The following is a 21,684-nucleotide window of genomic DNA, read 5'->3' as shown; positions in this document are numbered from 1 at the left end:
ACGGCGAGGTTACATAATCGTATAACGGTGGCCATGAAACACCAACGGAGTAAGGGCAAGCACACTCTGGGCATAACACCGGCGACAGATTTGAAATCTGTCGCCTATCTTGTTTACGCTGTCTTATGCTTCTCCATGTCGGGCCGCGCGCTCAGGCGCCGATCACGCCGTTGTCGTCGCGGGTAATGATGACGGTTGCATCCCGCGGATGATCGCCCTCGGTGCCAAAGGGCCAATCGCGAGCCGGATGCTGAATGTTCACAAACATGGATTTAACGTCCGGCGTGGTCACAACGCCGGTTACCTCACAACCCTGAGGTCCCACAAAAAAGCGCCTGATGTCCCGGGTTGCGGGGCTGGCCGCTAGCATCATGTTGTTCTGGTAGGGTGCAGCGTCAGAGCCATCGGTCTGAATCCAGAGGCGGCCATTGTAGTCGAACCACAGGCCGTCCGGGCTGTTGAAGATATTGTCATCCGTCAGCGACACAACAACTTTTCCATCTACGATCGTCTCTGTGCCCTGCTCCCCGGCAAACAAAAAGATATCCCATTGGAATTCAGCTGCAGCAAAGTCTTTATTGGCTTCGCTCCAGCGAATAATGTGGCCCGTGCGATTTTCTGCATTGGGGTTGGCCGCATTCACCTGTTCTTCCGTGCGTTGTGAGTTGTTAGTCAGGGTGAAATAAACTTCGCCCGTGTTCGGGTCAACCGCGCCCCATTCCGGGCGATCCATCGGCGTAGCTCCGGCAATATCGGCGGCCAAACGCGTATTCAAAAGAACATCCGCCTGGTTTTCAAAACCCTCGAAAAGAACAGCGCCCACCGATGAACCTTGTGCAGCCTGCACGCGGGCCACAAAATCCAGGTTATCAAGCGACAGCGCGAGCCAGTCGCCCGAGCCATCTTCATTAAAACGTGCGACATACAAGGTGCCTTCATCCAGCAGATAGCCGCTGGCAGTTGCCGCATAATAAGGCCGCGAGGAAACAAACTTGTAAATATACTCAAAGCGGGAGTCGTCGCCGGAGTAACAGACAACGGGTTTACCTTCTTCAACCGGCGCAAAAATGACGCCCTCGTGCCCGAATCGACCCAAAGCTGTGCGTTTCTGAGGTTTGCTTTCCGGCGTAAACGGATCAATTTCGACCATATAACCGAAGGTGTTTGCTTCGTTCCGATAGTCGTCTTTAGCGCTTTCGGCCGCGGGGGTGATGTTGAACCGAATGTACTGATCCTCGCCACTGTCTGCCTGTTCCCAGTCGTAGCGGGTAGCGTTACCAACACCGTGACGGGTCTGTTCCCGTGGCTGCGTTTGCGAGCCGTTGGCAAAGTAGCCGTGCCAGTTTTCCTCTGCCGCAAGGTAGGTTCCCCAGGGCGTAGGGCCCATCGAGCAGTTGTTCAGCGTGCCCCGTGTCTGGGTGCCATTCGGACTGAAGCGGGTTGACAGCTTCTGGTAACCACGAACCGGCCCGCGGATATCCATTTCTGTATTGCCCGTCACCCGACGATTGAAAGGGCTTTCAAACACGATGTCCCAAGTGCCCGCGCTGTCTTGCTTTATATGCACCACCGACACGCCGTGCGCGGCTATTTCCTTACGCACTTCATCGGCCGGGCGCATGCCACTTTGGTTATAGGTGGGACCTTCAGGGTGCAGGGCTTTCTGGTTGATGTATTCATGGTTCATTACCAGCAGCCCCTCATCAGAGCGGTTACCGCCCGCTTTGAAATCAATCGGGAAAAAGTGCATGCCATCGTGGTGCATGCCCACTTGCTGTTCCTGCTCGGCGCCAGAGTTAGACGCGTCAGCCCTGAACTCCGGATAAGACCCGGTAATTGGGGTTCCCCATGGCAGGAAAGCTTTTGCCGAGTAGCCCGCAGGCACAACAACATTATTGGCGGTGGATACGGCGACCGCGTCAAAGCCAAGGGCCGTTTTACTAACGTTATCGCCATCAGGGTCTGAACCTGCACTAGCACTAGCAATGACGCTACTACTATCGCTGCCGCAGCCCGCAAGGCCGAAACCCATGATGCTGGCCAACGCCGCACCCACGCCGCCTTTCATCAAGGTACGGCGCTGCACGCGCGCATTAAGCACATCATCGAATACTTTGTTACCCGAATGATTTACAACCGGCTCATAATCGGGGTCCAGATACTTGGAATCAACGTTGTGCTTCGCCATGTTATGCCTCTCCTTGTTGCTCTTAATCATCGAAAAAAAAGATGGTGTCTGGAACACAGTGTCAGCGGGAGATATGACAATGCAGAGACTGTCAAAAGAAAAAGCAGGAGTAAATACGGGAGGGAGTGATGGACAGGCACATCTTGAGCATAATGCTGGGAACCGGGGACAGATTTGAAATCTGTCCCCTACCTTGGATGTGAACGGCACTTCAGCGCCCATGGCTAATGAGTAGACTATACTGCAGAGCAGAAAGAGCCGAAAAAGATGACAACATTCAATACGGCATAGGTGCTGACATGAATATTTACGCCGAATTACTTTCGACGATTCAGGCTCTTGTTCAGCCAGGCAAGGGGGTTCTTGCTGCAGACGAAAGCCTCCCGACTATCGCGAAACGCTTCGATGCGGTGGGTGTTGAATCCACAGAAGATAAACGCCGGGAGTACCGCAGCCTGATCTTTTCCACACCCGGGCTTGGAGAATTTGTCAGCGGTGTGATTCTTTTTGAGGAGACCCTGAGTCAGAACAGCCTGGATAATGTACCAATCGCCAAGCTGCTGGAAAGCCAAGGAATTGTGCCGGGCATCAAGGTAGATACGGGGAAAAAGCCCCTGATCAACGCTCCGGGCGATGAAATAACCTACGGCCTCGACGGCCTGGATGACCGGCTGGAAATCTACAAGAACCAGGGCGCCCGTTTTGCCAAGTGGCGGGCGGTGTACAACGTCTCCGACACACTGCCCTCACGCCAGGCGGTGGAAGCCAATGCTGAAATGCTGGCCCGGTATGCCGCACTATGCCAGTCCAAAGGTATGGTGCCCATTGTAGAGCCAGAGGTTCTGATTGATGGCAACCACACCATTGAACGGTCTGCAGAAGTGAACGAAGCCGTGATTGCGGAGGTTTTCAACGCCCTGCGCCGCCACCGCGTGCAACTGGAAACCATAATTCTAAAGCCCAGCATGGTAACGCCAGGCAAAGCGTGTGCGAAGGCATCTCCGGCAGCAGTAGCAGAAGCTACTTTGCGGGTATTACGCAAAGTTGTTCCGGCGGCCGTTCCGGGTATCAACTTCCTCTCCGGCGGACAGACTCCCGAAGAAGCTACTATCAACCTGAACGCGATGAACAGCCTTGGCCAGCAACCCTGGAGCCTGAGCTTTTCTTATGGACGCGCCCTGCAAGAGCCGGCACAGAAAGCTTGGGCCGGAGAACCGGGCAACACACCCGCTGCCCAGACCGCCATGTTCAAACGGGCCAGGCTCAACGGCGCTGCTAGCACCGGGGAATATAAAGCGAATATGGAAGGCTAAATCAATCGCATCCTGCCGTACAAGCACCCTAGCCGTGAAACAACGCCGTGCGTATGTCTACTTCAAACTACGCAGTACCTATCCCTATTCAAAACGCTAATGATCTTCCACCCCCTCCGGCTCAGAAAAAGAAATGCCGAATCATTTGCGCCAAAATCAACACGGCCATCAGCGGAAAAATGAACCGCGTGATGTTGCCGTAATCACGAGATTCACCTTTCGGCGCATATTTCTCAACCAGCGGCAGAATAACAATCAGCGCCACAAACAGCACCGCTAGTATGATCAGTAGTGTTTCCAAAATAAAAGTCCTTGAATACAGGGTGTTGGTTGAGACAGATGTCAAAAGTAATGTCCAAGAGTGTTTATCGTATATAGTTGCGTATTTTTGAGGAAAGACAATGCTCAAAACGCCCTATTATCTGATCGATAAAAGCAAACTTCTGCGTAACCTGGAGATCATTGCCAGGGTGCGGGAAGAGTCTGGTGCCAAATCCTTGCTGGCGCTCAAGTGCTTTGCCACCTGGGGTGTCTTTGACTTGATGCAAGCCTACATGGATGGCACGACGTCTTCTTCTCTCAATGAAGTCAAACTGGGTAAGCAGAAATTTTCAGGGGAAACACACGCCTACAGTGTCGCCTACGCGGATGATGAGATTGAAGAAGTTCTGGCTCACAGCGATAAAATCATCTTTAACTCCATCAGCCAGTTACAGCGCTTCTCTGAGGTATCTGCACACCAAACCCGGGGGCTCAGAGTTAACCCCGGTGTCAGCTCCTCGAATTTCACCCTTGCCGATCCGGCCCGCCCGCACAGCCGTTTGGGTGAGCACGACCCGGAAAAAATCGCGGACGTTCTGGATCAGGTCTCAGGCTTCATGTTTCACAACAACTGTGAAAATGCCTCCTTCGAGCGCTTTGATGAACTTCTGCAGGTAATCGAAACACGTTTTGGGCACCTGCTGGAAAAAGTCAGCTGGGTCAGTCTGGGTGGTGGCATTCACTTTACCGGAGAAGACTACCCTCTGGAGCGCTTCTGCCAAAGACTGAAGGCCTTTGCTGAGTGTTATGCAGTGCAGGTTTATCTGGAGCCCGGCGAGGCTGCCATCACCCATTCTACCAGCCTGGAAGTGACCGTTCTTGATCTGCTCAACAACAATAAAAATCTGGCGATTGTCGATTCGTCTATTGAAGCCCATATGCCGGATCTATTGATCTACCGGGAAAGCGCAAAACTCAAGCCCAACCGAGGGAATTACGCGTACCAGGTTTGTGGAACGTCTTGCTTAGCTGGTGATATTTTTGGCGAATTTCAGTTTGAAAAGCCTTTGCAGATCGGTGACCGCCTCTCTTTTCAGGATGCGGCGGGCTATACGATGGTCAAAAAAAGTTGGTTTAACGGCGTAAGGATGCCGTCTATTGCGGTTAGACAACTGGATGGACGTATTGAACTCGTCAAGTCATTCGACTATGACGATTTTGTGCAGGCATTGTCGTAAGGCTTGCCGTAGGCGGCATGACCTGACAACGTCTTGCTTTTAGCAAATCAACCACGGTTTATAATTGGAGTTATGTCTGGAAATGAAAAAAAATGTCTTGATTATCGGAGGTGGGGGCGTTGCTCAGGTGGTCGCCCATAAATGCGCTCAGAATAATGACGTTCTGGGCCAAATCACTTTGGCTTCACGTACCCAATCCAAGTGTGATGCCATTGTTAAAACCGTGGAAGAAAAGGGCAGCATGAAGGTGCCGGGCAAAATTCAAACCTTTGCACTGGATGCCCTGGATATTCCTGCCACTGAAGAATTGATCTATAAAACGGAAGCCCAGATTGTCATCAATGTTGGCTCGGCTTTTATCAATATGTCGGTGATGACCGCCTGCATCAATACCGGTGTCGCTTATCTGGACACCGCCATTCATGAAGAGCCGGATAAGATTTGCGAAGAGCCACCCTGGTACGGTAACTATGAGTGGACGCGCAAGGACGAATTTGCAAAGGCCAAGACCACGGCCATTCTAGGTGTGGGCTTTGACCCGGGTGTCGTTAATGCCTTCGCCAGGCTGGCGGTTGATGAATATTTTGACACGGTTGATTCCATCGACATTATCGACATCAATGCCGGGAATCATGACCGTTATTTTGCCACCAATTTTGATCCCGAAATCAACTTCCGTGAATTTACCGGGCGAGTTTGGTCCTGGCAGAATCGCCGGTGGACCAAAAACAAGATGTTCGAGAATAAGCGCACAGATAATCTGCCTGTGGTGGGTGAACATACCAGCTACCTCACCGGACATGATGAAATTCATTCACTGTCCAAGAACCTGGATGTGCCCAACATTCGTTTCTGGATGGGTTTTGGCGAGCACTACATCACGGTGTTTACGGTGCTCAATAGTCTGGGTTTACTTTCCGAGCAACCCGTGAAAACAGCAGAAGGCCTTGAGGTGGTTCCCTTGAAGTTGGTGAAAGCAATTTTGCCTGACCCTTCATCCCTGGCGCCGAATTACACGGGCAAGACGTGTATTGGTGACCTGATCAAAGGTCAAAAAGATGGCAAGGACAAGGAAATTTTTATTTTCAATGTGGCCGACCACAAAGACGCGTACGAAGAAGTGGGCAGTCAGGGCATTTCCTATACAGCAGGTGTTCCACCAGTGGCTGCCGCCCTTTTGATTGCTGATGGCACTTGGGATATAGGCACCATGGCCAATGTGGAAGAATTGCCACCTCGACCTTTTCTGAACCTGCTTAACCAAATGGGTTTGCCCACCTGTATTCGTGATGAAAAAGGTGAAAGACAGCTAACCTTTTCCTGAATTATTTTTTGAAAAAGACAAAAGCCAGCTATTGCTGGCTTTTTACGGTTTAAGCTTCCGATAAGTAGGTCCTTGCCTTTACGTGATCTACCATGGTTTAAATAAGGGACAAATTTGAAATCTGTTCCTGGTTTACACTTTTCAATCGCATCAATAAGGCCGCCAACACCATGCCCACCCACAACAACGATACAGCCAGCCAACTGCTTGAATTGCACGTGAAGCATGAGGTTGCCTCACTGAAGGGCGCAAAGCTTCGCAAGTTTTTGCGACAGGAGGTTAGTGAGCTTCTTGATCACGCGGGCAATGTCACACTGAATCGTATCGCTTCGGAAAACCAGGTGGCAGAAACCCTTCAGCGCGTTGTTGTGAATATGGAGCTGAACGCAGGCGTTCTGGAGCTGGCGGCTGAAATGGCAACCGAGGTTCTAAACGCACCGATTCAGGAAACAGCCGCATTGGGGCACATTGTCACCCAAGACCAAGTGACCGGCTTTCTCGACGCAGCGCTAGAGTTAAGGCACCAACGTAAACAGATAATCAGTGACATCATTGCACACCCGATTTATCAGGAACTGATTTCAAACATGGTGTACCACGGTGTGGTTAATTATCTGTATGAAGACAACCTGATTACCAAGTCGGTGCCCGGTATTGGTTCGATGGTGAAATTTGGCAAGCGCATGGCGAACAAAGCTGTGCCAGGGCTTGATGAAACATTTGAGCGCCGCTTGAAAGCGTGGCTTGCAGAGAGCTTGCCCGGGCTTATCAGCCGCAGCGAGAAGTTTTTGCAGGGCGCGATATCAGACGATGAAGTACGCAAAACGGTTATGGCCGCCTGGGAAAAAGTGGAAGATAAAACACTTGCCGAGCTCCAAGGAGGACTGGGCGCTATTCAGCTAAAGGAGTTTGTGGCGCTGGGCTATGAGTTCTGGCTGCAGTTCCGGAAAACTGACTATTTTGACGGCTGCGCCCGAGCCGTAGTTGCGCACTTGTTTGTAAAATACGGTGACCAACCACTGACCGATCTGCTTGACGATCTGGGCGTTACCCGTGAAGTCATCATGGCAGAAGTGGACGCCTGGGCCATTCCGGTGATGGGCGTGCTTCAGGAAGAGGGGTATATTGAGGCCCTGGTGCGGCGGCGGCTGTCAGCTTTCTATAAATCCGCAGCAGCACGCAAAATTCTTGAGCCGGAGTCTAACGATAAGGGACAGATTTGAAATTCAAATCTGTCCCTGGTTGAATTGATTGTGCCTGTCCATGAAAATGAATAATGTTTGTCTGACCGAGCTTTGAATATCACAGCCCCGTTGCAGCGCTCTATTCCGGTAGTGTCGCCGTTACCTGAATGGATGCATACCAGGTGGCCAGATCCTCGATTTCGGTGTTTGTAAGATCCCTGGCAACCACGGTCATCATCTCATGCTCCCGCTGACCGTCACGAAAGTGCTTGAGCTGGAGTTCAAGGTATATCTGACTTTCGCCGGCAATATTGGGTGCAATGGGAATTTTGGCAATACCATCGATGCCGTGGCAGGTCTGACATTGTTTTGCCAAAACCTTGCCTTTAGCGGGGTCACCCGCATGGCTGGGGGAAGTGGCGAGAACCATAATGACCGTCAAAGCGAGAGTGAACAGCGGTGCCAAATAGCGCATAAGGTATCAGTCCTGGGAATGGGCCAGGGGCATTACCGCCCCTGGCATCGATACGAACCGGGCTAACTTAACCGGCCGCTGCTACTCGCCGGTGTAGGCAATCCGATAGATAGCGCCTGCCAGGTCATCTGACACCAGCAAAGAGCCGTCTTTCAGCTGTGCAACATCCACCGGGCGCCCCAGATACTCGCCATTATCCGTGAGCCAGCCTTCAGCGAAGGGACGGGGCTCACCGGTCATGTTGCCCTCAGCGTCTACCGGGGTGAACATCACTCGTGCACCGACCGCTTCGGTGCGGTTCCAGGACCCATGCTGGGCCGAGAAAATACCACCCTGATACTCTTTCGGGAACATATTGCCGGTGTAGAACATCATCCCAAGGTCTGCTGCGTGCGCAATGGTCTGGCTAACCGGGTAAACCACATCGGCTGGTAGCTCATCGCCCTTGTATTCAGCCGTGCGAACATCGCCACCACCGTAGTAGGGAAAGCCAAAATTCTGACTCTGCTGGGTCTGCCGATTGATTTCGCCCGGTGGTATATCATCTCCCATACCGTCTACCTGATTGTCGGTAAACCAGAGATCGCCGGTTGCAGGGTTGAAGTCCTGGCCTACAGAGTTACGGACACCCAGAGTGTAAACTTCCCGGCCTGTGCCATCCTGGTTTATGCGAATAATGCCGCCAATGCCATGGGTCTGATAGTCATCCCACAGATTTTGGGGCGGCACATTGTGGGGCTGCCCTAAAGAGATATAGACCTTTCCGTCCGGCCCCACATCACAAACGCGCGCGGTATGGTTGTAGCTAACGTATTCCTCCGGAATCAACTGGCCACCGGCAATCAGCTCGGCAGCAACGACATCTGTGCCTTCATAGAAAAACTCTGCTGCGGGGTAGGCCAGAACGCGGTTTTGCTCCGCAATGTACAAGACACCTTGAGGGGAGAAGCAGGGCCCGTTGGGTACTTTCTTCGATACGGATGGCGCAAAATTTTTCACATCGTCTGCCACCCGATCTTTGTCCCGATCAGTGACCACCCATACTTCTGTTTTACGCGTACCCACAAACGTCGCCACCCCCTGAGGACCCACCGCCATATGACGGGCGTCAGGCACCAGAGCATAAAGGGTGATTTCAAAGCCTTTGGGTACTGAAACATTTTTCAACAAGTTGCGGATAGCGTCTGCGCTGCTGCTATTCTGGTCAATGGTGGTGAACTGGGAATCGCCAGTGACCTTAAATTGCCCCAGTGTCTTCAGGGTCTCGTCGGTTGTTCCCTGCGCCTGAATCTGTGTGGCGACAAGCAAGGTCGTAAGGATCACTAATGGTTTTTTTATCATTGTAAGTGCTTCCGCTGTGTGGTTTTTAACCAATCTCCGAAATCTGAGTTAAGGCGTCAGCAACATGGGTGTCAAGAATCAACGGTGAATAACTGGTAGGACCAGCTGTGAAGCCTCAGTCCGAAAATTAACTGTGCTTACTTATTCATTAATCCATCCTGAACCGTGCAACCTGGGTTTGCAGGCCCTCACCAAATTTCGCCAGCTCGTGGCTTGCAGCAGCAACTTCCGTTGAGTCGTTGGCGGATTGTTCACTGACATCCCGAATCAGCGTAACGTTCTGGTTGATGTCCTCGGCAACGGCGGTTTGTTGTTCGGCAGCGGTAGCAATCTGGCTGTTCAATCGGCTGATATCCTCCACAGCCCGAGTAATTTCCATAATTTGCTCACCGGTAGATTGAGCTTTCTCCAAAGTCCGTTGCGCAAGTTCAGAGCCTTGCCTCATGGTCACAACCGATCTCTCCGCACTGTTAACCAAACTGTTAACCAACCCTTCAATTTCGGTGGCCGAGGTTTGGGTACGTTTTGCCAGTGATCGAACTTCATCTGCCACCACCGCAAAACCACGGCCCTGTTCACCAGCCCTGGCTGCTTCAATAGCTGCGTTTAGTGCCAGCAAGTTGGTTTGATCGGCGACGGATTTAATCACATCAAGTACCGACACAATGTTCTGGGTATCGGCCTGAAGGCCTTGCAGACGCTGGGTCACTTCCAGCACTTTGTCGTTCAGTTCTGTCACATGGCTCAGGGTTTCATTAACCGCTGCCTCACCCGCTGCGGCTTTCTGATTAGCTAGATTGGCCGCAGTGAAGGCAGCGCCGGCATTGGTGGCGACATCGTTTGCCGTAGCCACCATTTCATTCATGGCGGTGGCAACTTGGTCGGTCTGGTCACGCTGCTGGGCAATGCCCGAACTGGTACGCTCGGTCACCACCGAGAGCTGGTTGGCAGAAGTGGTGATCAGGCCAGAATTGGTGTTGATACTGCGCACCAGATCCCGCAAGTTAACCACCATGGCGCCCAGCGCTGACAACAATTGCCCGAATTCATCACCGCGATCACTGCGAATATCAGCACTCAGATCACCAGAAGCAACCCGGGTCGCCAGGCTGACGGCTTCACGGATTGGCCGGGTAATACTGCGGGTGAGCAGCCAACCCGAAAATGCGCCAAGCACCAGCACGCTGAACATTGCGACGACGATCAACGTGACTGCTTGCTGCCGTTCGGAGACCATGAGCTCAAGCTGCAACTCTTGCAGGATGACGGCATCGCTGATGGTTGCGCTTGCACCCTTGACCATGCTGTTCTCTAGTTCCTGGGCGGTCCGAGTGGAGGCAAGAGCGACGTCGAACGCCTCGATGTAATCTTGGAATAGCCGTTCTACTTCTTCTTTGATGTTCACGGCGGCGTAGCTGTTCCTGACCAATTCAAGTGCCATCGAACCCATCTTAATGAATCGGTCGGCCGCGTCAGCGTTGTTTTCCACCAGGAATCTGCGCTCTTGTCGGCGCATTTGCTTAACCATGTTTTCCGCCTCAAACAATAACTTTTCGGTGCTGAGACGACTTTCAACCAAGCGTGAACTCTTCTCTAATGTCTGAATCGCCTCACTGCGTTGATTAATGGTATTGGCAAGGGCACCCAGATTTTTCTGATATTGCTGAATACCCGCTTGCATCGCGTTGAGCCTATCAATATCTGCCTGTGCGACAAGGCGGGGTTTAAGATCTTCCATTTGCAGGGACGCCGCGTTGGTCAGTGTGGTAACCCGCTCAAGGTATTGGTCTTGTTTTCGCAACAGGTAATTTTTTTCAGCGGTACGGGCTTCCAACAGAGCCGACTCGACACTGCCCACATCCGCCACTACGAGCGAACGCTCGCCATAGTTGTGCAGGGTGAAAAGCCCAATGGCCCCAATGACCACCGACAGCAGAATCAGAAGGGTAATACCCGCGGCTAACTTGCCGCCAATCGACCAGTTAGAAAACATGTTTGAGAAAGGCATTCTCGGGTTCCTGCGTAGGTAAGATGACAGGTTATTGCCATGCATCGTATATGAATTAGAGTAACGGCCGGAGCGAAAATAATTTGAGGAATTTGAGGAATTGATTGTGCTGTCCTCTCGCCAGACACTTGTTTTTTCAGATAGATTTTTTGACTTATCGGAACCGTGGCCGTGTAAGGTGCTGATCACACCGTGGGTCAACCTCGGGTAAGTGCCCGAAGGCACGGTGGCACGAAAATCAGGTTTTCATGTATTATTCCAGAAATGGCGACCGAGGTATTTAGCATTCCCAATAGCGACAGGCCCAATATGAAAGTGAAGATCACGGTTAAAAATACGCTGCAAAACTTATCAGCTTCGTTCACATTTATTATTCAGAGTTCGCCTTGAAAAGCACCCAGTCTCCACCCTCCTTGACGAGTGGTTCAGTTTTAGCCCACATGATAAGACTATCCATTCCGGCATCAATGGGTATGGTGTTCAACACCTTGTACAACCTCACAGACATTTGGTTCGCGGGCTACCTCGGTGATGATGCGCTTGCGGGCTTATCGATTGCTGGCAGCGTGTTTTTCTTGTTGCTCTCCATTGGTCTTGGAATACAGGCGGGTGCGTCAGCCATGATTGCCCCGGAGGTTGGGCGGGGTGCGGTAAAAGACGCCGTAAAAGGTGGCACCAGTCCGGTCAAGTATTGGATCAACAACGTCACTGGAATGGCAATTGGATTCAGTGTTTTGTCCTTTTTACTCGGCGCTTTCACCGCGCGATCCTTGGTCGTATTGCTGGGAGCAGAGCCGCATGTTGAACCATTAGCCATGGAGTATTTGTGGGTAACCTTGGCAGGTTCTATCGGCTTCATGCTCTCTTTTGGCGCCGCTGGGGCTTTAATGGCTCTGGGTGATACTAAGTCCAACCGCAACGCACTGGCCATTGGCTTTTTTGCGAACTTTGCATTAAACCCACTTTTCACGTTCGGCCTTGGTCTTGGCGTGACGGGCATAGCATTAGCGACCGTTATTATTAAAATAGCGACTGCATTTTACTTGTTACGAGTGCTTGCCAAACGGCTCGACATACGCATAAGGCCAGCGTTCGACTGGTCACGTTGGCAAGCTTTGCTCAAACAAGTTCTACCCGCTAGCTTCAATACACTCACCATTGTTCTGGGTGGCTTTATTACCGTAGCTCTTATAGGGCAGTTTGGCAGTCATCACGTGGCTGGTTACACAGTAGGCTTAAGACTCGAACAACTTCTGCTATTGCCTGCACTGGGTTTAAACAGTGCGGTTATGGCTATTGCCGGTCAGAACCTAGGTGCCGGCAACAGCGCGCGAGTGGCCGAGACCTATCAAAAAAGTTTGGTAATTGGCCTCGCTATGGCGCTGTTTTCAATACCTATTATGTACTTTTTGTCTCCGCTTATGATGAGCTTTTTTACCGACACCGATGCTATTAAGAACACCGGCGTGACCTATCTCAGGATCGATGCTTTGGCGTTCTATGCGTATGTGGTTTTATTCCAAAGTGTAGCGGTGCTGCAGGCAATGCGTAAGCCTATGCTCCCGATGTACCTCGGCATTGCAAGGCAACTGGTGATACCTGCGATCATTAACTATGTGCTGATTGTGCTTTGGGACTATCCCATGGTGTCAATGTTCTACACAATCGTGATTGTGGTGGTGATCAGCTCGGTGATCGCGCACTTTTATACCAAGCGAGAAATTAGCAGGCTACCTCAGGCTGGTGCACTCGATTGATCAGATTTTGGTAGCCTTTGGGGTTTGGTGGATTGATGTTTACTGTGGATACAAAGAAGTCAGGCTTTGCGGGGGTCCGTTTCCGCGACCATAGGTTGTTGCAAATTATGGTCGCGAAATGACAACAAACTCTCATTGCCCTCAAAGTCGACAAGAGCCCGGAAATCCAGCCAGTCGATCAGGCTGAACAGACAGATTGACGGATAATGCCAGTTTGTGAATTCGCCCGCATCCACCATGGCTGACAACGTACGCAAGGTCGTCATGATACGTTCGCGCTGGATGTTGTAAAACATCGCATCCTGCTCGATGTCGAGGCCGGATCGTTTCGACAACAGCATCGTGACACAGGAATCGTTGGCCGCATCAATCAACGTTAGCTGGTTTTCCTGATCCCAGCTCGGGGCAGCAATGCCCAGCTTAGCCCCAAGATAGCGAGCGATAACCCGGGAATCGTATATTTTTTGGCCGCCATCATTCAGCATCGGAATTTTGAGCGCCGGGTTATTTTTACGCAACTCGTCTCGCCCCTCGCCGTAGATATCCAGGTTCAAAAAATCATAAGGACGGTCCGCCAGCAACAGCCGGGTGCGTCGGACATAAGGGGATGTGGTCGAGCCAAGCAGCTTCATGGAGCCTCCGATTTATCGTAGTATCGTATAAGTGTCTGTAACTAACCTCATAGCACCAGATCAGGCAACAGGCAGTAGCAACAATATGGCACGGAGCGGCCGCTCATGAATAGTGAACAATCAAACCTTACAATAATCAAAGTCAAAGGATCCAGCCAATGAACATGATGCAACGACTCGCGCTTACCGCGGCGACCTCTCTCGTTTTCACTACTGCAGCCTTTGCCGAGATAGTGTCTGAAACGGTGGAGTATACCGTCGATGGTGATTCGTTCACCGGCTACATGGTGTATGACGACGATGTTGAGGGCGAGCGCCCTGGAATACTGGTCGTTCACGAGTGGTGGGGCCACAACGAATTTGTCCGCAGCCAGGCCGAAAGGCTGGCTAAAGAGGGCTACACTGCGTTTGCATTGGACATGTACGGCACCGGTAAGCTGGCCGAACATCCTGACGACGCCAAGAAACTCATGCAGGCCACCATGGGCGACAAACAGGCACTCGAAGCCCGCTTCCGCGAGGCCATGAGCATTCTGCAGGACCATGAAACGGTCGACGAATCCCGGATTGCGGCCCAGGGCTATTGTTTTGGTGGTGCTGTCGTGCTCAACATGGCGCGGCTCGGCCTCGATCTTGACGGCGTCGTCAGCCTGCACGGATCACTGGGTAGCGACATCCAGCCCGAACAGGGCGCAGTTACGGCTAGGATTTTGGCCTACACCGGTGGCGCTGATCCGTTTGTTCCAGTGGAGCAGGTCACCGGCTTTGTCAGTGAAATGACCAAAGCCGGTGCAGACCTTAGCCTGACTGTGTTCCCCGGCGTCAAGCACTCCTTCACCTCCAAAGCGGCTGATGCCACCAGTGAAAAGTTCGGGTTGCCCATGGCTTATAATGAAGAAGCCGCCAATCGAGCATGGGAAGGCACGATGGCGTTCTATCAGGATATATTTGCCCAGTAATCAGCCGTGTCGGTTGTCAGGGAGGACACTTGGTGCAGTTTCTCCCTGCCTCTCTCATTGCCCTAAGCTACTTCGCCCAACGTGCTGGCACAGGAGGTTAGGGTGATAGGCATTTTTTCAGGCTGGCCCGCCATCACCACCTACTACGCCAACTGCACTGGGTTTTGAGCGGTTCAGATAGTAGACCAACACGCCAGCGGTAATAAACATCACCCCAGTGTAAATCGCTGGCACCAGCGACATCGCGTAATTGTTCAGCATACCCAGCGCCAAAACCATCGACAGGCCACTGTTCTGGAGACCAGTCTCCAACGTGATCGAAATGCTTTGCTGACGATTAAGTGCGAACAACCGGGCGCCGTAAAAGCCAATAAGCATGGTCGAAACGTTTAGCAGCAACGCTACCGGTCCGGCACTGATGATTGAGTCAGCGAAGGTCTCCCGTTGTTGGTAGACCAGGAAGGCGATCAGCAAGGCCAGGAAAATCACCGCAAAATACTTGACCCTTTGCTCAACGGCGATGGCAAGCACCGGCTTAAAACGCCGGACGGTCATGCCAATAGAGATCGGGATAATGGTCAATAACACCAGACTGACCATGGTACGGCCTATCGGTAGCTTTATTGCCTCACTTTCTCCCATAAAGTGGAGCAACGAACCATTGACGATAAACGGAATGGAGAACACCGTTACGACACTCGCCACGGCCGTCAGGGTAACCGACAGTGCCACATCACCCTTGGCAATGTGCGCGTAAAGATTTGAGGTAGTGCCGCCCGGGCAAACCACCAGCAACATCACACCAACCGCAAGTTCAGGCGCTAAGGGCACCAGATTCGCGAGACCAAAACCAATCAGGGGTAACAATACCAATTGGCAGCTGAGGCCAATGGCGACAGCCTTGGGGTAAGCCAGCACCCGCCTGAAATCGTCAGGAACCAGAGATAATCCCATTCCGAGCATGATCAGAAACAACGAAATCGGTACGATCTGAACGTTAACAAGATGGACCAGCTGCTCCGCACTCATGGCTTCTCCAATGCCGGGGAGGCATTACAAAGGGTTTTATTTTCTGACTTACTTGTCGTCCAAAATCAACGCTTAGAAATACCCCAATAATGCCATCAGAGTCTAGCGGCTTGACAGCTGTGCGAGAAATTCATTTGCAGAATGGACATGCCTGCCAATCACCAAATCTGAAGTCAGTGATCATATAGTCGCCTTTGTGTTTTGGTGGATTGCTCCGGCGCCAATTCTCAACCCAGCAGACTAAGCCCAAACCAAAAAAAAGCCACGCGATGCGTGGCTTGATTCAAAACGTCGGGATTTAAAGGCTTATGCCGCCCAGTGATCGTCTCCCATATCCATCAGGCTGCCCTTGCCACTTTCAATATCGCTTAGCAACCAGTGAATTTCCGGCAACAGCTTTTCAAAGTAGAAGCGGGCAGACACCAGCTTGCTTTCCAGCAGCGGCTTGTTGCCCTCCCCGGCTGCAATCTGCTGGCTGGCAACGTTGGCCATGCGTGACCACATGTAGCCAATAACCGTCAGAGCCATCAGGCGCAGAAACGGCGTGGCCGCAGCACCTGCCTGCTCTGGATCCTTTGGCGCGTTGGTTGCCAGCCAAAGAGTGGCTTTTTCCAGCGAGCTTACAGCGCCTTTCAGCTCATCGCGATGGGGTGCTTCCGGGTTGTCCTTCAGGTAGCTGATAAGTACACCAAACAAGGTGCGCACAAGCCGCCCACCTTTCAGACTCAGTTTTCGGCCCACTAAATCCAGCGCCTGTATGCCATTTGTACCTTCATAAATGCGCGCAATACGACCATCACGAACCAGTTGTTCCAGCGGCCAGTCGGTAGTAAAGCCAGAACCGCCCAGAACTTGCAGGCCGATGTTCGTATTGTTGGAGCCTTCGTCAGTCAAAAATGCTTTCACCACCGGAGTGAGCAGTTGCACCAGATCATCGGCAGATTCACGTACCGCCTCGTCCGGATGGGCAACCGAGAGATCAAGCTGGTGGCCGGCAAACAGCGCCATGGCGCGCATGCCTTCGTTCAGAACTTTCTGACGCATCAGCATGCGGCGAACGTCCGGGTGCACAATAATCGGGTCGGCCGGGCCATCCGGGTTCTTCGCGCCGCTCATAGAACGGCCCTGCAGACGTTCGCGGGCAAATCCGAGGCTTTCCTGATAGGCCATCTCTGCCAGTCCAAGGCCCTGCATGCCCACCATCAGGCGTGCTTCGTTCATCATCGTAAACATCGAACGCATGCCGTCGTTGGGCTCACCCACCAGCCAGCCTTTGGCACCCTCAAAATTCATAACGCAGGTTGCGGAGCCTTTAATGCCCATCTTGTGTTCCAGGCCACCACAGAACGCCGGATTGCGCTCACCAGACTCAGGCAGAACCTTGGGAACCACAAACAGCGAAATGCCTTTTGTGGTGTCTGGCGCGCCAGGCAGCTTTGCCAGTACCAGATGCACAATGTTGTCGGTCAGATCGTGTTCACCGCCGGTAATCCAGATTTTGGTGCCCTCAATGGCGTAGCTGCCATCTGAGTTGGGCGTGGCACGGGTGCGAATCAGACCCAAATCGGTACCACACTGGGGTTCGGTCAGGCACATGGTGCCCGTCCACTCGCCAGACACCAGCTTTTCCAGGTAGGTTTGTTTGAGCTCATCGGAACCGTGGGCGTAAAGTGCGCTGATAGCACCATGGGTCAGCCCCGGGTACATGCCCAAAGACAGGTTGGTGGAGCAGACCATTTCGTCCACCACAAACTTAAGCGTATGGGGTAACCCCTGCCCACCAAACTCCACCGGCGCATCCAGTGCAGTCCAGCCACCTTCCACAAACTTTTTATAAGCCGGTTTAAACGCGTCAGGCGTTGTCACAGCGTGGGTTTCGGGGTCGTAATGGCAGCCTTCGCGGTCACCGACTTGATTGGTCGGCTGAATCACTTCAGCCGCCACTTTTCCAGCTTCATCAATAACAGCGGAAATCAGATCCGGTGTGGCATCGGCGTATTTTTCCAGCTCATGAAGCCGGTCTACGCCCAGTACATCAAACAACAAAAAACGAAGATCATTTGCGGGGGCTTGGTATTTCATGAGCACTCTCCTAAATCGGATTCTTTGGTCTGACACATTCGTGTATATTCATACGATCGTTTTAATTTTGTGGTTCACCCGTTTATGACCGATTTATGCCCGTTCAAGATCCGGTTTTTTCTGCGTACCAAGCTGATCTGTGTCGGTACGTGATCAGGCTGTGTCACAAAAATGTCATCAGACAGAACCAAGCGCCTGCTATCCTGTAAGTCTTAATTCACTGAAATCAATACAGGAACAGGGCAGCAATGAGGATTATTGCGTTCTATAGCCCCAAGGGCGGAGTTGGCAAAACGGCGGCAGCAGTGAACGTTGCATACCTTGCAAGCAAGGACAACTGTCAAACACTATTGTGGGATCTCGACCCTCAGGGCGCTTCCAGCTTCTATCTTTCCGGTGCAGAGCCGCTCAAAGGCAACAAACTCTCTAAGCTGCTTGAGGGCAAATCGCCCATCGCCACGTTCATCCACAGTGATGTTTACCCCCGCCTCGATTTTATCCCGGCACACTCGAGTTTCCGCAACTTCGACATCAAGCTTGATCAGGAAACCGATGGCAACCAACTCAAGAAGCTGCTCGCGCCACTTTCCGAAGAAACCAGCCTGGTAATTCTGGACTGCCCGCCTACGCTGTCACGATTAACCGAACAGGTGCTAGAGGTGGCAGACCAGGTTTACGTGCCACTGGTGCCTACCTGGCTGTCTATGAACAGCTGGAACCAGCTGCACGATTTTGCCAAGAGCAAAAAACTGGGTGTGAAAAAGCTGCGCCCGTTTTTCTCTATGGTCGATCGCCGCAAGAAGCTGCACCAGGAGTTGGTTAAGCGTGGCCCGGAATTGACAGCCAACTGTCTGGATGTCGCCATACCCTATGCAAGCGTGGTTGAGCGTATGGGCGAAGAAGGCCAGCCTCTGGAAAAACTGGATGCCAAAAGCACGGCGGCCGGTGCTTATCGTCAGCTTTGGGCCAGCATCAAAAAAGACCTTTGGTGAGATCGGGTTGGTTTCGTTGTGTGAACCTTCTCTAAAGCGGGGTTGTGCAGCCTATCTACAAAACCGCTTGCAAATCCGCCGTTAAAAAGCCAGCGTAATATTGTGCAACGCATAAATGACCCCGGAGGTATTTCAAGATGCCAATCAGCGCCACGGATTTTTTAAAGAAGCACGGCTACGACGAGGAAGACAAGGGAGACCACAGCCTGCAACACAACGCGAAGGAGCATGCCAAGCACCTGAAAAAACCCCATGCCGGAACGCCCCATGACTGGGAAGACTGGGAGCGTTATAAGCTGGAGCATCCGGACGAGGTGGAAGACGACGACACAAGCGAGAAATAGGCATTTTGATGGTCTTTAATGAATCTGAATGACCTGTGACTGCTACCTGCCCTGCCCTGCCCTGCCGTAAAAAATTCTGTACTGTTATGGCAGCAGTTAAATCAAACTTGGCTCTGTGCGTGTTCAGATTGTTATTATTTCTTCAAATTCGGTTCAAACGGATGATAACAATCGCGGACAAAGCCAAGATTAGGATTGCAATCGCCTCGTACAAAATATTCTCAGGTGCCATATCTTTGCCTTGCAAGATAATGAGTCGGGCGAGTGCCGTAATCGCAATAAAAATTGGGTAGACAAAGGCAGAGCGCCGATCTGAGTAAAACACAGCCACCATGCCGATCACCTCTAGGTAAAGAAAAATCAGCAGGATGTCCGCAAGACTGATTTTCTGAACGCTGTAAATCGCAAGAAGCTCGAAGGCCACACCGCCCAGCGTCATCAACACAACGATGATCAGCAACAGGTTCTCGATCACCTTAAAAGTAGCAAGAGCGAAAGTCTTTTTGCCGGAATCGGCACCGGATACGTCGTCACTCCCGCTGGCCGTTGACTGCGCTTCTGAGTTTTGACTGCAATCTGTATTTCTTTTAGTGCTCATAATTATGGTTTCAGCATCAGGTGACTTCAGCGCACATTAAAGATATCGGCGAACTAAGCTGTGCAGAGCTGTTTCTGTCCACGTCCAAACCATACGTATATTGCGCAACTATTGATCAATGCGGCCCTGAAAGACTGCTATGCCGAGAGATTGCTGCGCTTGTCCTAACAGTTGTGCAGATTGCTGTGCCTGTCCATAATCTGAAGTAACGATCCTGAGCGGTGCCTGTTCAGGCCATGATTGCTGTAAGGTGGAGAAACCTCATGAAGCGAATTATACGCTGCCTACTTATAACAGCGGTGCTAACGCTGACGTCCGGGCCAACAGCGGCTACTAACGCTACTCTCGACGAAAATGTTGCCTGGCAGGCATTGAAGGAAGGCAAGGCGCTGTTGGTGGTCCGTCATGCATTAGCGCCTGGTTTTGGCGATCCGGAGTCTTTTCAACTGGAGGACTGCAGCACCCAACGCAATCTGAACGCAGAGGGTCGCAGTCAGGCGCGGGCGTGGCAGCCTTTTCTGGCGGCACGAGGTATCAATGAAGCCCGGGTGTTTAGCAGCCAATGGTGCCGGTGCATGGATACGGCGAATGGGATGGGCATGGGCCCAGTAACCGAGTGGCCGTCGTTAAACTCGTTCTTTCAAGGGCGTGGTGATCGCAGCCTGCAAACCCGGCAGACTATTGAACAAGTGAATGCGATGGCGCCAGGAAAGCCGATAATTATGGTGTCGCACCAAGTGAACATTACCGCATTGGCGACGGTGTCCCCGTCGTCAAACGAGGGCGTCATCATTTCGCTGCCGCTGTCAGAAAATCCCAGGGTATTGGCACGCGTATCTCCTTCGAAATGACCCTTCGAATCCAGCGCTTTCTAGCAAAACGTTTATAACTAGGTCGATTTCTATAACCCCTCTGTGAAGAGCGTGTGGAGAGCATGTGGAGAGTGCCTGTCTACGAATATCAATTTCGAGAGGCAGGGTTTGGCCGAACCAGAAACCAGCTGAGCAACACCAGCCCACCAAAAGCGGTATAGCAAGCAATAAAGACCCACGGCGGCGCTTGGAAATATAAAAACTGATGCAGCCAATGGGCTATGAAAGAACCATCGTAAACAGCTTGACCTGCCCTCGCCCGCAGACCCATTTCCCAGGTTGTAAGCGGGCAAATGAAACCAAACCAGGACTGCAAAACAACAACGCCGATTGCAACCAGGTGCACGCTACGGAACCACACATTTCTCACCCACTGCCACTTCAGAAAAAAACCTGCATAAACCAGCATCAACCCGAAAACGACAAAAGCCACGAACAATACATGCGTGATAAGTATCGCGTCAGCGGCAAAAGAATACAGCGTACTGAAGTTGATAAAGCCTCCTAATGCGCCGGTTTGGGGCCTGTGTGGCTGTCCAAGATCAAAACTAGATGTACAGTTATTTATACAGCATCGTACAAACATGCCAACGGTAGAAACCAAAATGACAGGAAGTCCATTATGCCAAAACCACGAGCACAGCAAGTTAGCGTATCCGATATCCGCAAAGGCTTCCAACGCGGCATTCTATTCGGGTTCGAGGATTACTGTGGCGGTGACAGTTAACCACCCGTTCCGGGTCTTCAAACTCACCCATGGGCCGGATTTCACAACAAGCCGCAGCAGTGCGGACAATCTCAGCCACGTCAGGATTGTGCTGTAATTCCATCGCATCCTGGCTGGCCTTGTTTTCCCAATGCGCAATAGCGATGAGCCTGTCCGGATCTCCGATCATACGGTGCAACTCCGTTCCACATGCGCCCGGCGCTCGCTGAATCAACTCGCCCGCAGCCACGCCTCCGCGTAATCTTCGGCTGTATAGCCTTCTTTGACATGAATCTCGAAGATGTATTTCATGCTCGATCCCCCTTGTACTGACTACGCCACTCCGATGAGTAAACTGCGCGTATTGCGCTGTGCCAGTCC

General features: G+C 52.0%; 19 protein-coding genes and 1 pseudogene. 9 read left to right on the top strand and 11 right to left on the bottom strand.

Features of this window, described 5'->3' with window-relative positions; translation table 11 throughout:
- Window positions 1-151: 151 nt before the first annotated feature.
- The gene (locus ABA45_RS04710) at window positions 152-2,188 is read right to left on the bottom strand and encodes a PhoX family protein (RefSeq protein ID WP_048384522.1); all 2,037 of its coding nucleotides are present in this window, start codon (window positions 2,186-2,188) and stop codon (window positions 152-154) included.
- A gap of 299 nt (window positions 2,189-2,487) precedes the next feature.
- On the opposite strand from ABA45_RS04710, the gene ABA45_RS04705 reads away from it, so the two are divergent.
- Window positions 2,488-3,501 (top strand): class I fructose-bisphosphate aldolase, encoded by a 1,014-nt coding sequence (locus ABA45_RS04705; protein WP_048384521.1) that lies wholly within the window; start codon window positions 2,488-2,490, stop codon window positions 3,499-3,501.
- A 121-nt stretch (window positions 3,502-3,622) separates the two neighbouring features.
- On the opposite strand, the gene ABA45_RS04700 is transcribed toward ABA45_RS04705, so the two are convergent.
- On the bottom strand, window positions 3,623-3,802 hold the full coding sequence (locus ABA45_RS04700) for a hypothetical protein (protein WP_048384520.1): 180 nt from the start codon (window positions 3,800-3,802) through the stop codon (window positions 3,623-3,625).
- 100 nt (window positions 3,803-3,902) lie between these two features.
- Between ABA45_RS04700 and nspC the strand changes: the two genes are divergently transcribed.
- From nspC to ABA45_RS04685, 3 genes are all read left to right on the top strand, one after another.
- The gene (gene nspC / locus ABA45_RS04695) at window positions 3,903-5,000 is read left to right on the top strand and encodes a carboxynorspermidine decarboxylase (protein WP_048384519.1); all 1,098 of its coding nucleotides are present in this window, start codon (window positions 3,903-3,905) and stop codon (window positions 4,998-5,000) included.
- Between the two features lie 82 nt (window positions 5,001-5,082).
- Window positions 5,083-6,324 (top strand): saccharopine dehydrogenase family protein, encoded by a 1,242-nt coding sequence (locus ABA45_RS04690; RefSeq protein WP_048384518.1) that lies wholly within the window; start codon window positions 5,083-5,085, stop codon window positions 6,322-6,324.
- 170 nt (window positions 6,325-6,494) lie between these two features.
- Window positions 6,495-7,547 (top strand): hypothetical protein, encoded by a 1,053-nt coding sequence (locus ABA45_RS04685; RefSeq protein ID WP_048384517.1) that lies wholly within the window; start codon window positions 6,495-6,497, stop codon window positions 7,545-7,547.
- A gap of 100 nt (window positions 7,548-7,647) precedes the next feature.
- On the opposite strand, the gene ABA45_RS04680 is transcribed toward ABA45_RS04685, so the two are convergent.
- From ABA45_RS04680 to ABA45_RS04670, 3 genes are all read right to left on the bottom strand, one after another.
- Window positions 7,648-7,983, bottom strand: coding sequence for a c-type cytochrome (locus ABA45_RS04680; RefSeq protein WP_048384516.1), 336 nt, complete (start codon window positions 7,981-7,983; stop codon window positions 7,648-7,650).
- An 81-nt stretch (window positions 7,984-8,064) separates the two neighbouring features.
- The gene (locus ABA45_RS04675) at window positions 8,065-9,324 is read right to left on the bottom strand and encodes a PQQ-dependent sugar dehydrogenase (protein ID WP_048384515.1); all 1,260 of its coding nucleotides are present in this window, start codon (window positions 9,322-9,324) and stop codon (window positions 8,065-8,067) included.
- A 148-nt stretch (window positions 9,325-9,472) separates the two neighbouring features.
- Complete coding sequence (locus tag ABA45_RS04670) at window positions 9,473-11,332, bottom strand: HAMP domain-containing methyl-accepting chemotaxis protein (RefSeq protein ID WP_048384514.1); 1,860 nt, start codon at window positions 11,330-11,332, stop codon at window positions 9,473-9,475.
- 386 nt (window positions 11,333-11,718) lie between these two features.
- On the opposite strand from ABA45_RS04670, the gene ABA45_RS04665 reads away from it, so the two are divergent.
- Complete coding sequence (locus tag ABA45_RS04665) at window positions 11,719-13,089, top strand: MATE family efflux transporter (RefSeq protein ID WP_227506128.1); 1,371 nt, start codon at window positions 11,719-11,721, stop codon at window positions 13,087-13,089.
- 59 nt (window positions 13,090-13,148) lie between these two features.
- Here ABA45_RS04665 and ABA45_RS04660 read toward each other — a convergent pair whose 3' ends face one another.
- Window positions 13,149-13,721, bottom strand: coding sequence for a glutathione S-transferase family protein (locus ABA45_RS04660; RefSeq protein ID WP_048384512.1), 573 nt, complete (start codon window positions 13,719-13,721; stop codon window positions 13,149-13,151).
- A gap of 158 nt (window positions 13,722-13,879) precedes the next feature.
- Between ABA45_RS04660 and ABA45_RS04655 the strand changes: the two genes are divergently transcribed.
- Window positions 13,880-14,680 carry a dienelactone hydrolase family protein gene (locus tag ABA45_RS04655; protein WP_048384511.1) on the top strand — a complete coding sequence of 267 codons (801 nt, stop codon included), beginning with the start codon at window positions 13,880-13,882 and terminating at the stop codon, window positions 14,678-14,680.
- Between the two features lie 117 nt (window positions 14,681-14,797).
- On the opposite strand, the gene ABA45_RS04650 is transcribed toward ABA45_RS04655, so the two are convergent.
- Both ABA45_RS04650 and ABA45_RS04645 read right to left on the bottom strand, forming a co-directional pair.
- A complete protein-coding gene (locus tag ABA45_RS04650; protein WP_048384510.1) occupies window positions 14,798-15,709 on the bottom strand; it encodes a bile acid:sodium symporter family protein in 912 nt (303 codons plus the stop codon).
- Window positions 15,710-16,015: 306 nt separating this feature from the next.
- Window positions 16,016-17,791, bottom strand: coding sequence for an acyl-CoA dehydrogenase C-terminal domain-containing protein (locus ABA45_RS04645; RefSeq protein ID WP_048384509.1), 1,776 nt, complete (start codon window positions 17,789-17,791; stop codon window positions 16,016-16,018).
- Window positions 17,792-18,039: 248 nt separating this feature from the next.
- Between ABA45_RS04645 and ABA45_RS04640 the strand changes: the two genes are divergently transcribed.
- Window positions 18,040-18,783: a ParA family protein gene (locus ABA45_RS04640; protein ID WP_048384508.1), complete on the top strand. Its 744-nt coding sequence runs from the start codon at window positions 18,040-18,042 to the stop codon at window positions 18,781-18,783.
- A gap of 137 nt (window positions 18,784-18,920) precedes the next feature.
- Window positions 18,921-19,127, top strand: coding sequence for a hypothetical protein (locus ABA45_RS04635; protein WP_014870190.1), 207 nt, complete (start codon window positions 18,921-18,923; stop codon window positions 19,125-19,127).
- A gap of 142 nt (window positions 19,128-19,269) precedes the next feature.
- On the opposite strand, the gene ABA45_RS04630 is transcribed toward ABA45_RS04635, so the two are convergent.
- On the bottom strand, window positions 19,270-19,725 hold the full coding sequence (locus tag ABA45_RS04630; RefSeq protein WP_048384507.1) for a phosphate-starvation-inducible protein PsiE: 456 nt from the start codon (window positions 19,723-19,725) through the stop codon (window positions 19,270-19,272).
- A 263-nt stretch (window positions 19,726-19,988) separates the two neighbouring features.
- Between ABA45_RS04630 and ABA45_RS04625 the strand changes: the two genes are divergently transcribed.
- Window positions 19,989-20,576, top strand: a complete 588-nt coding sequence (locus ABA45_RS04625) for a histidine phosphatase family protein (RefSeq protein ID WP_048384506.1) — start codon at window positions 19,989-19,991, stop codon at window positions 20,574-20,576.
- Window positions 20,577-20,685: 109 nt separating this feature from the next.
- On the opposite strand, the gene ABA45_RS04620 is transcribed toward ABA45_RS04625, so the two are convergent.
- Window positions 20,686-21,276 carry a DUF2784 domain-containing protein gene (locus ABA45_RS04620; RefSeq protein ID WP_227506127.1) on the bottom strand — a complete coding sequence of 197 codons (591 nt, stop codon included), beginning with the start codon at window positions 21,274-21,276 and terminating at the stop codon, window positions 20,686-20,688.
- Window positions 21,245-21,615 (bottom strand): annotated as a pseudogene (locus ABA45_RS19230) (antibiotic biosynthesis monooxygenase family protein). The gene ABA45_RS04620 and the pseudogene ABA45_RS19230 overlap by 32 nt, the downstream one beginning before the upstream one ends.
- Window positions 21,616-21,684: the final 69 nt, after the last annotated feature.

This window comes from Marinobacter psychrophilus, from assembly GCF_001043175.1.
Taxonomy (GTDB): Bacteria; Pseudomonadota; Gammaproteobacteria; order Pseudomonadales; family Oleiphilaceae; genus Marinobacter; species Marinobacter psychrophilus.
The sequence above is the reverse complement of the archived record's forward strand: the minus strand, read 5'-3'. Positions and strand labels throughout refer to the sequence as shown.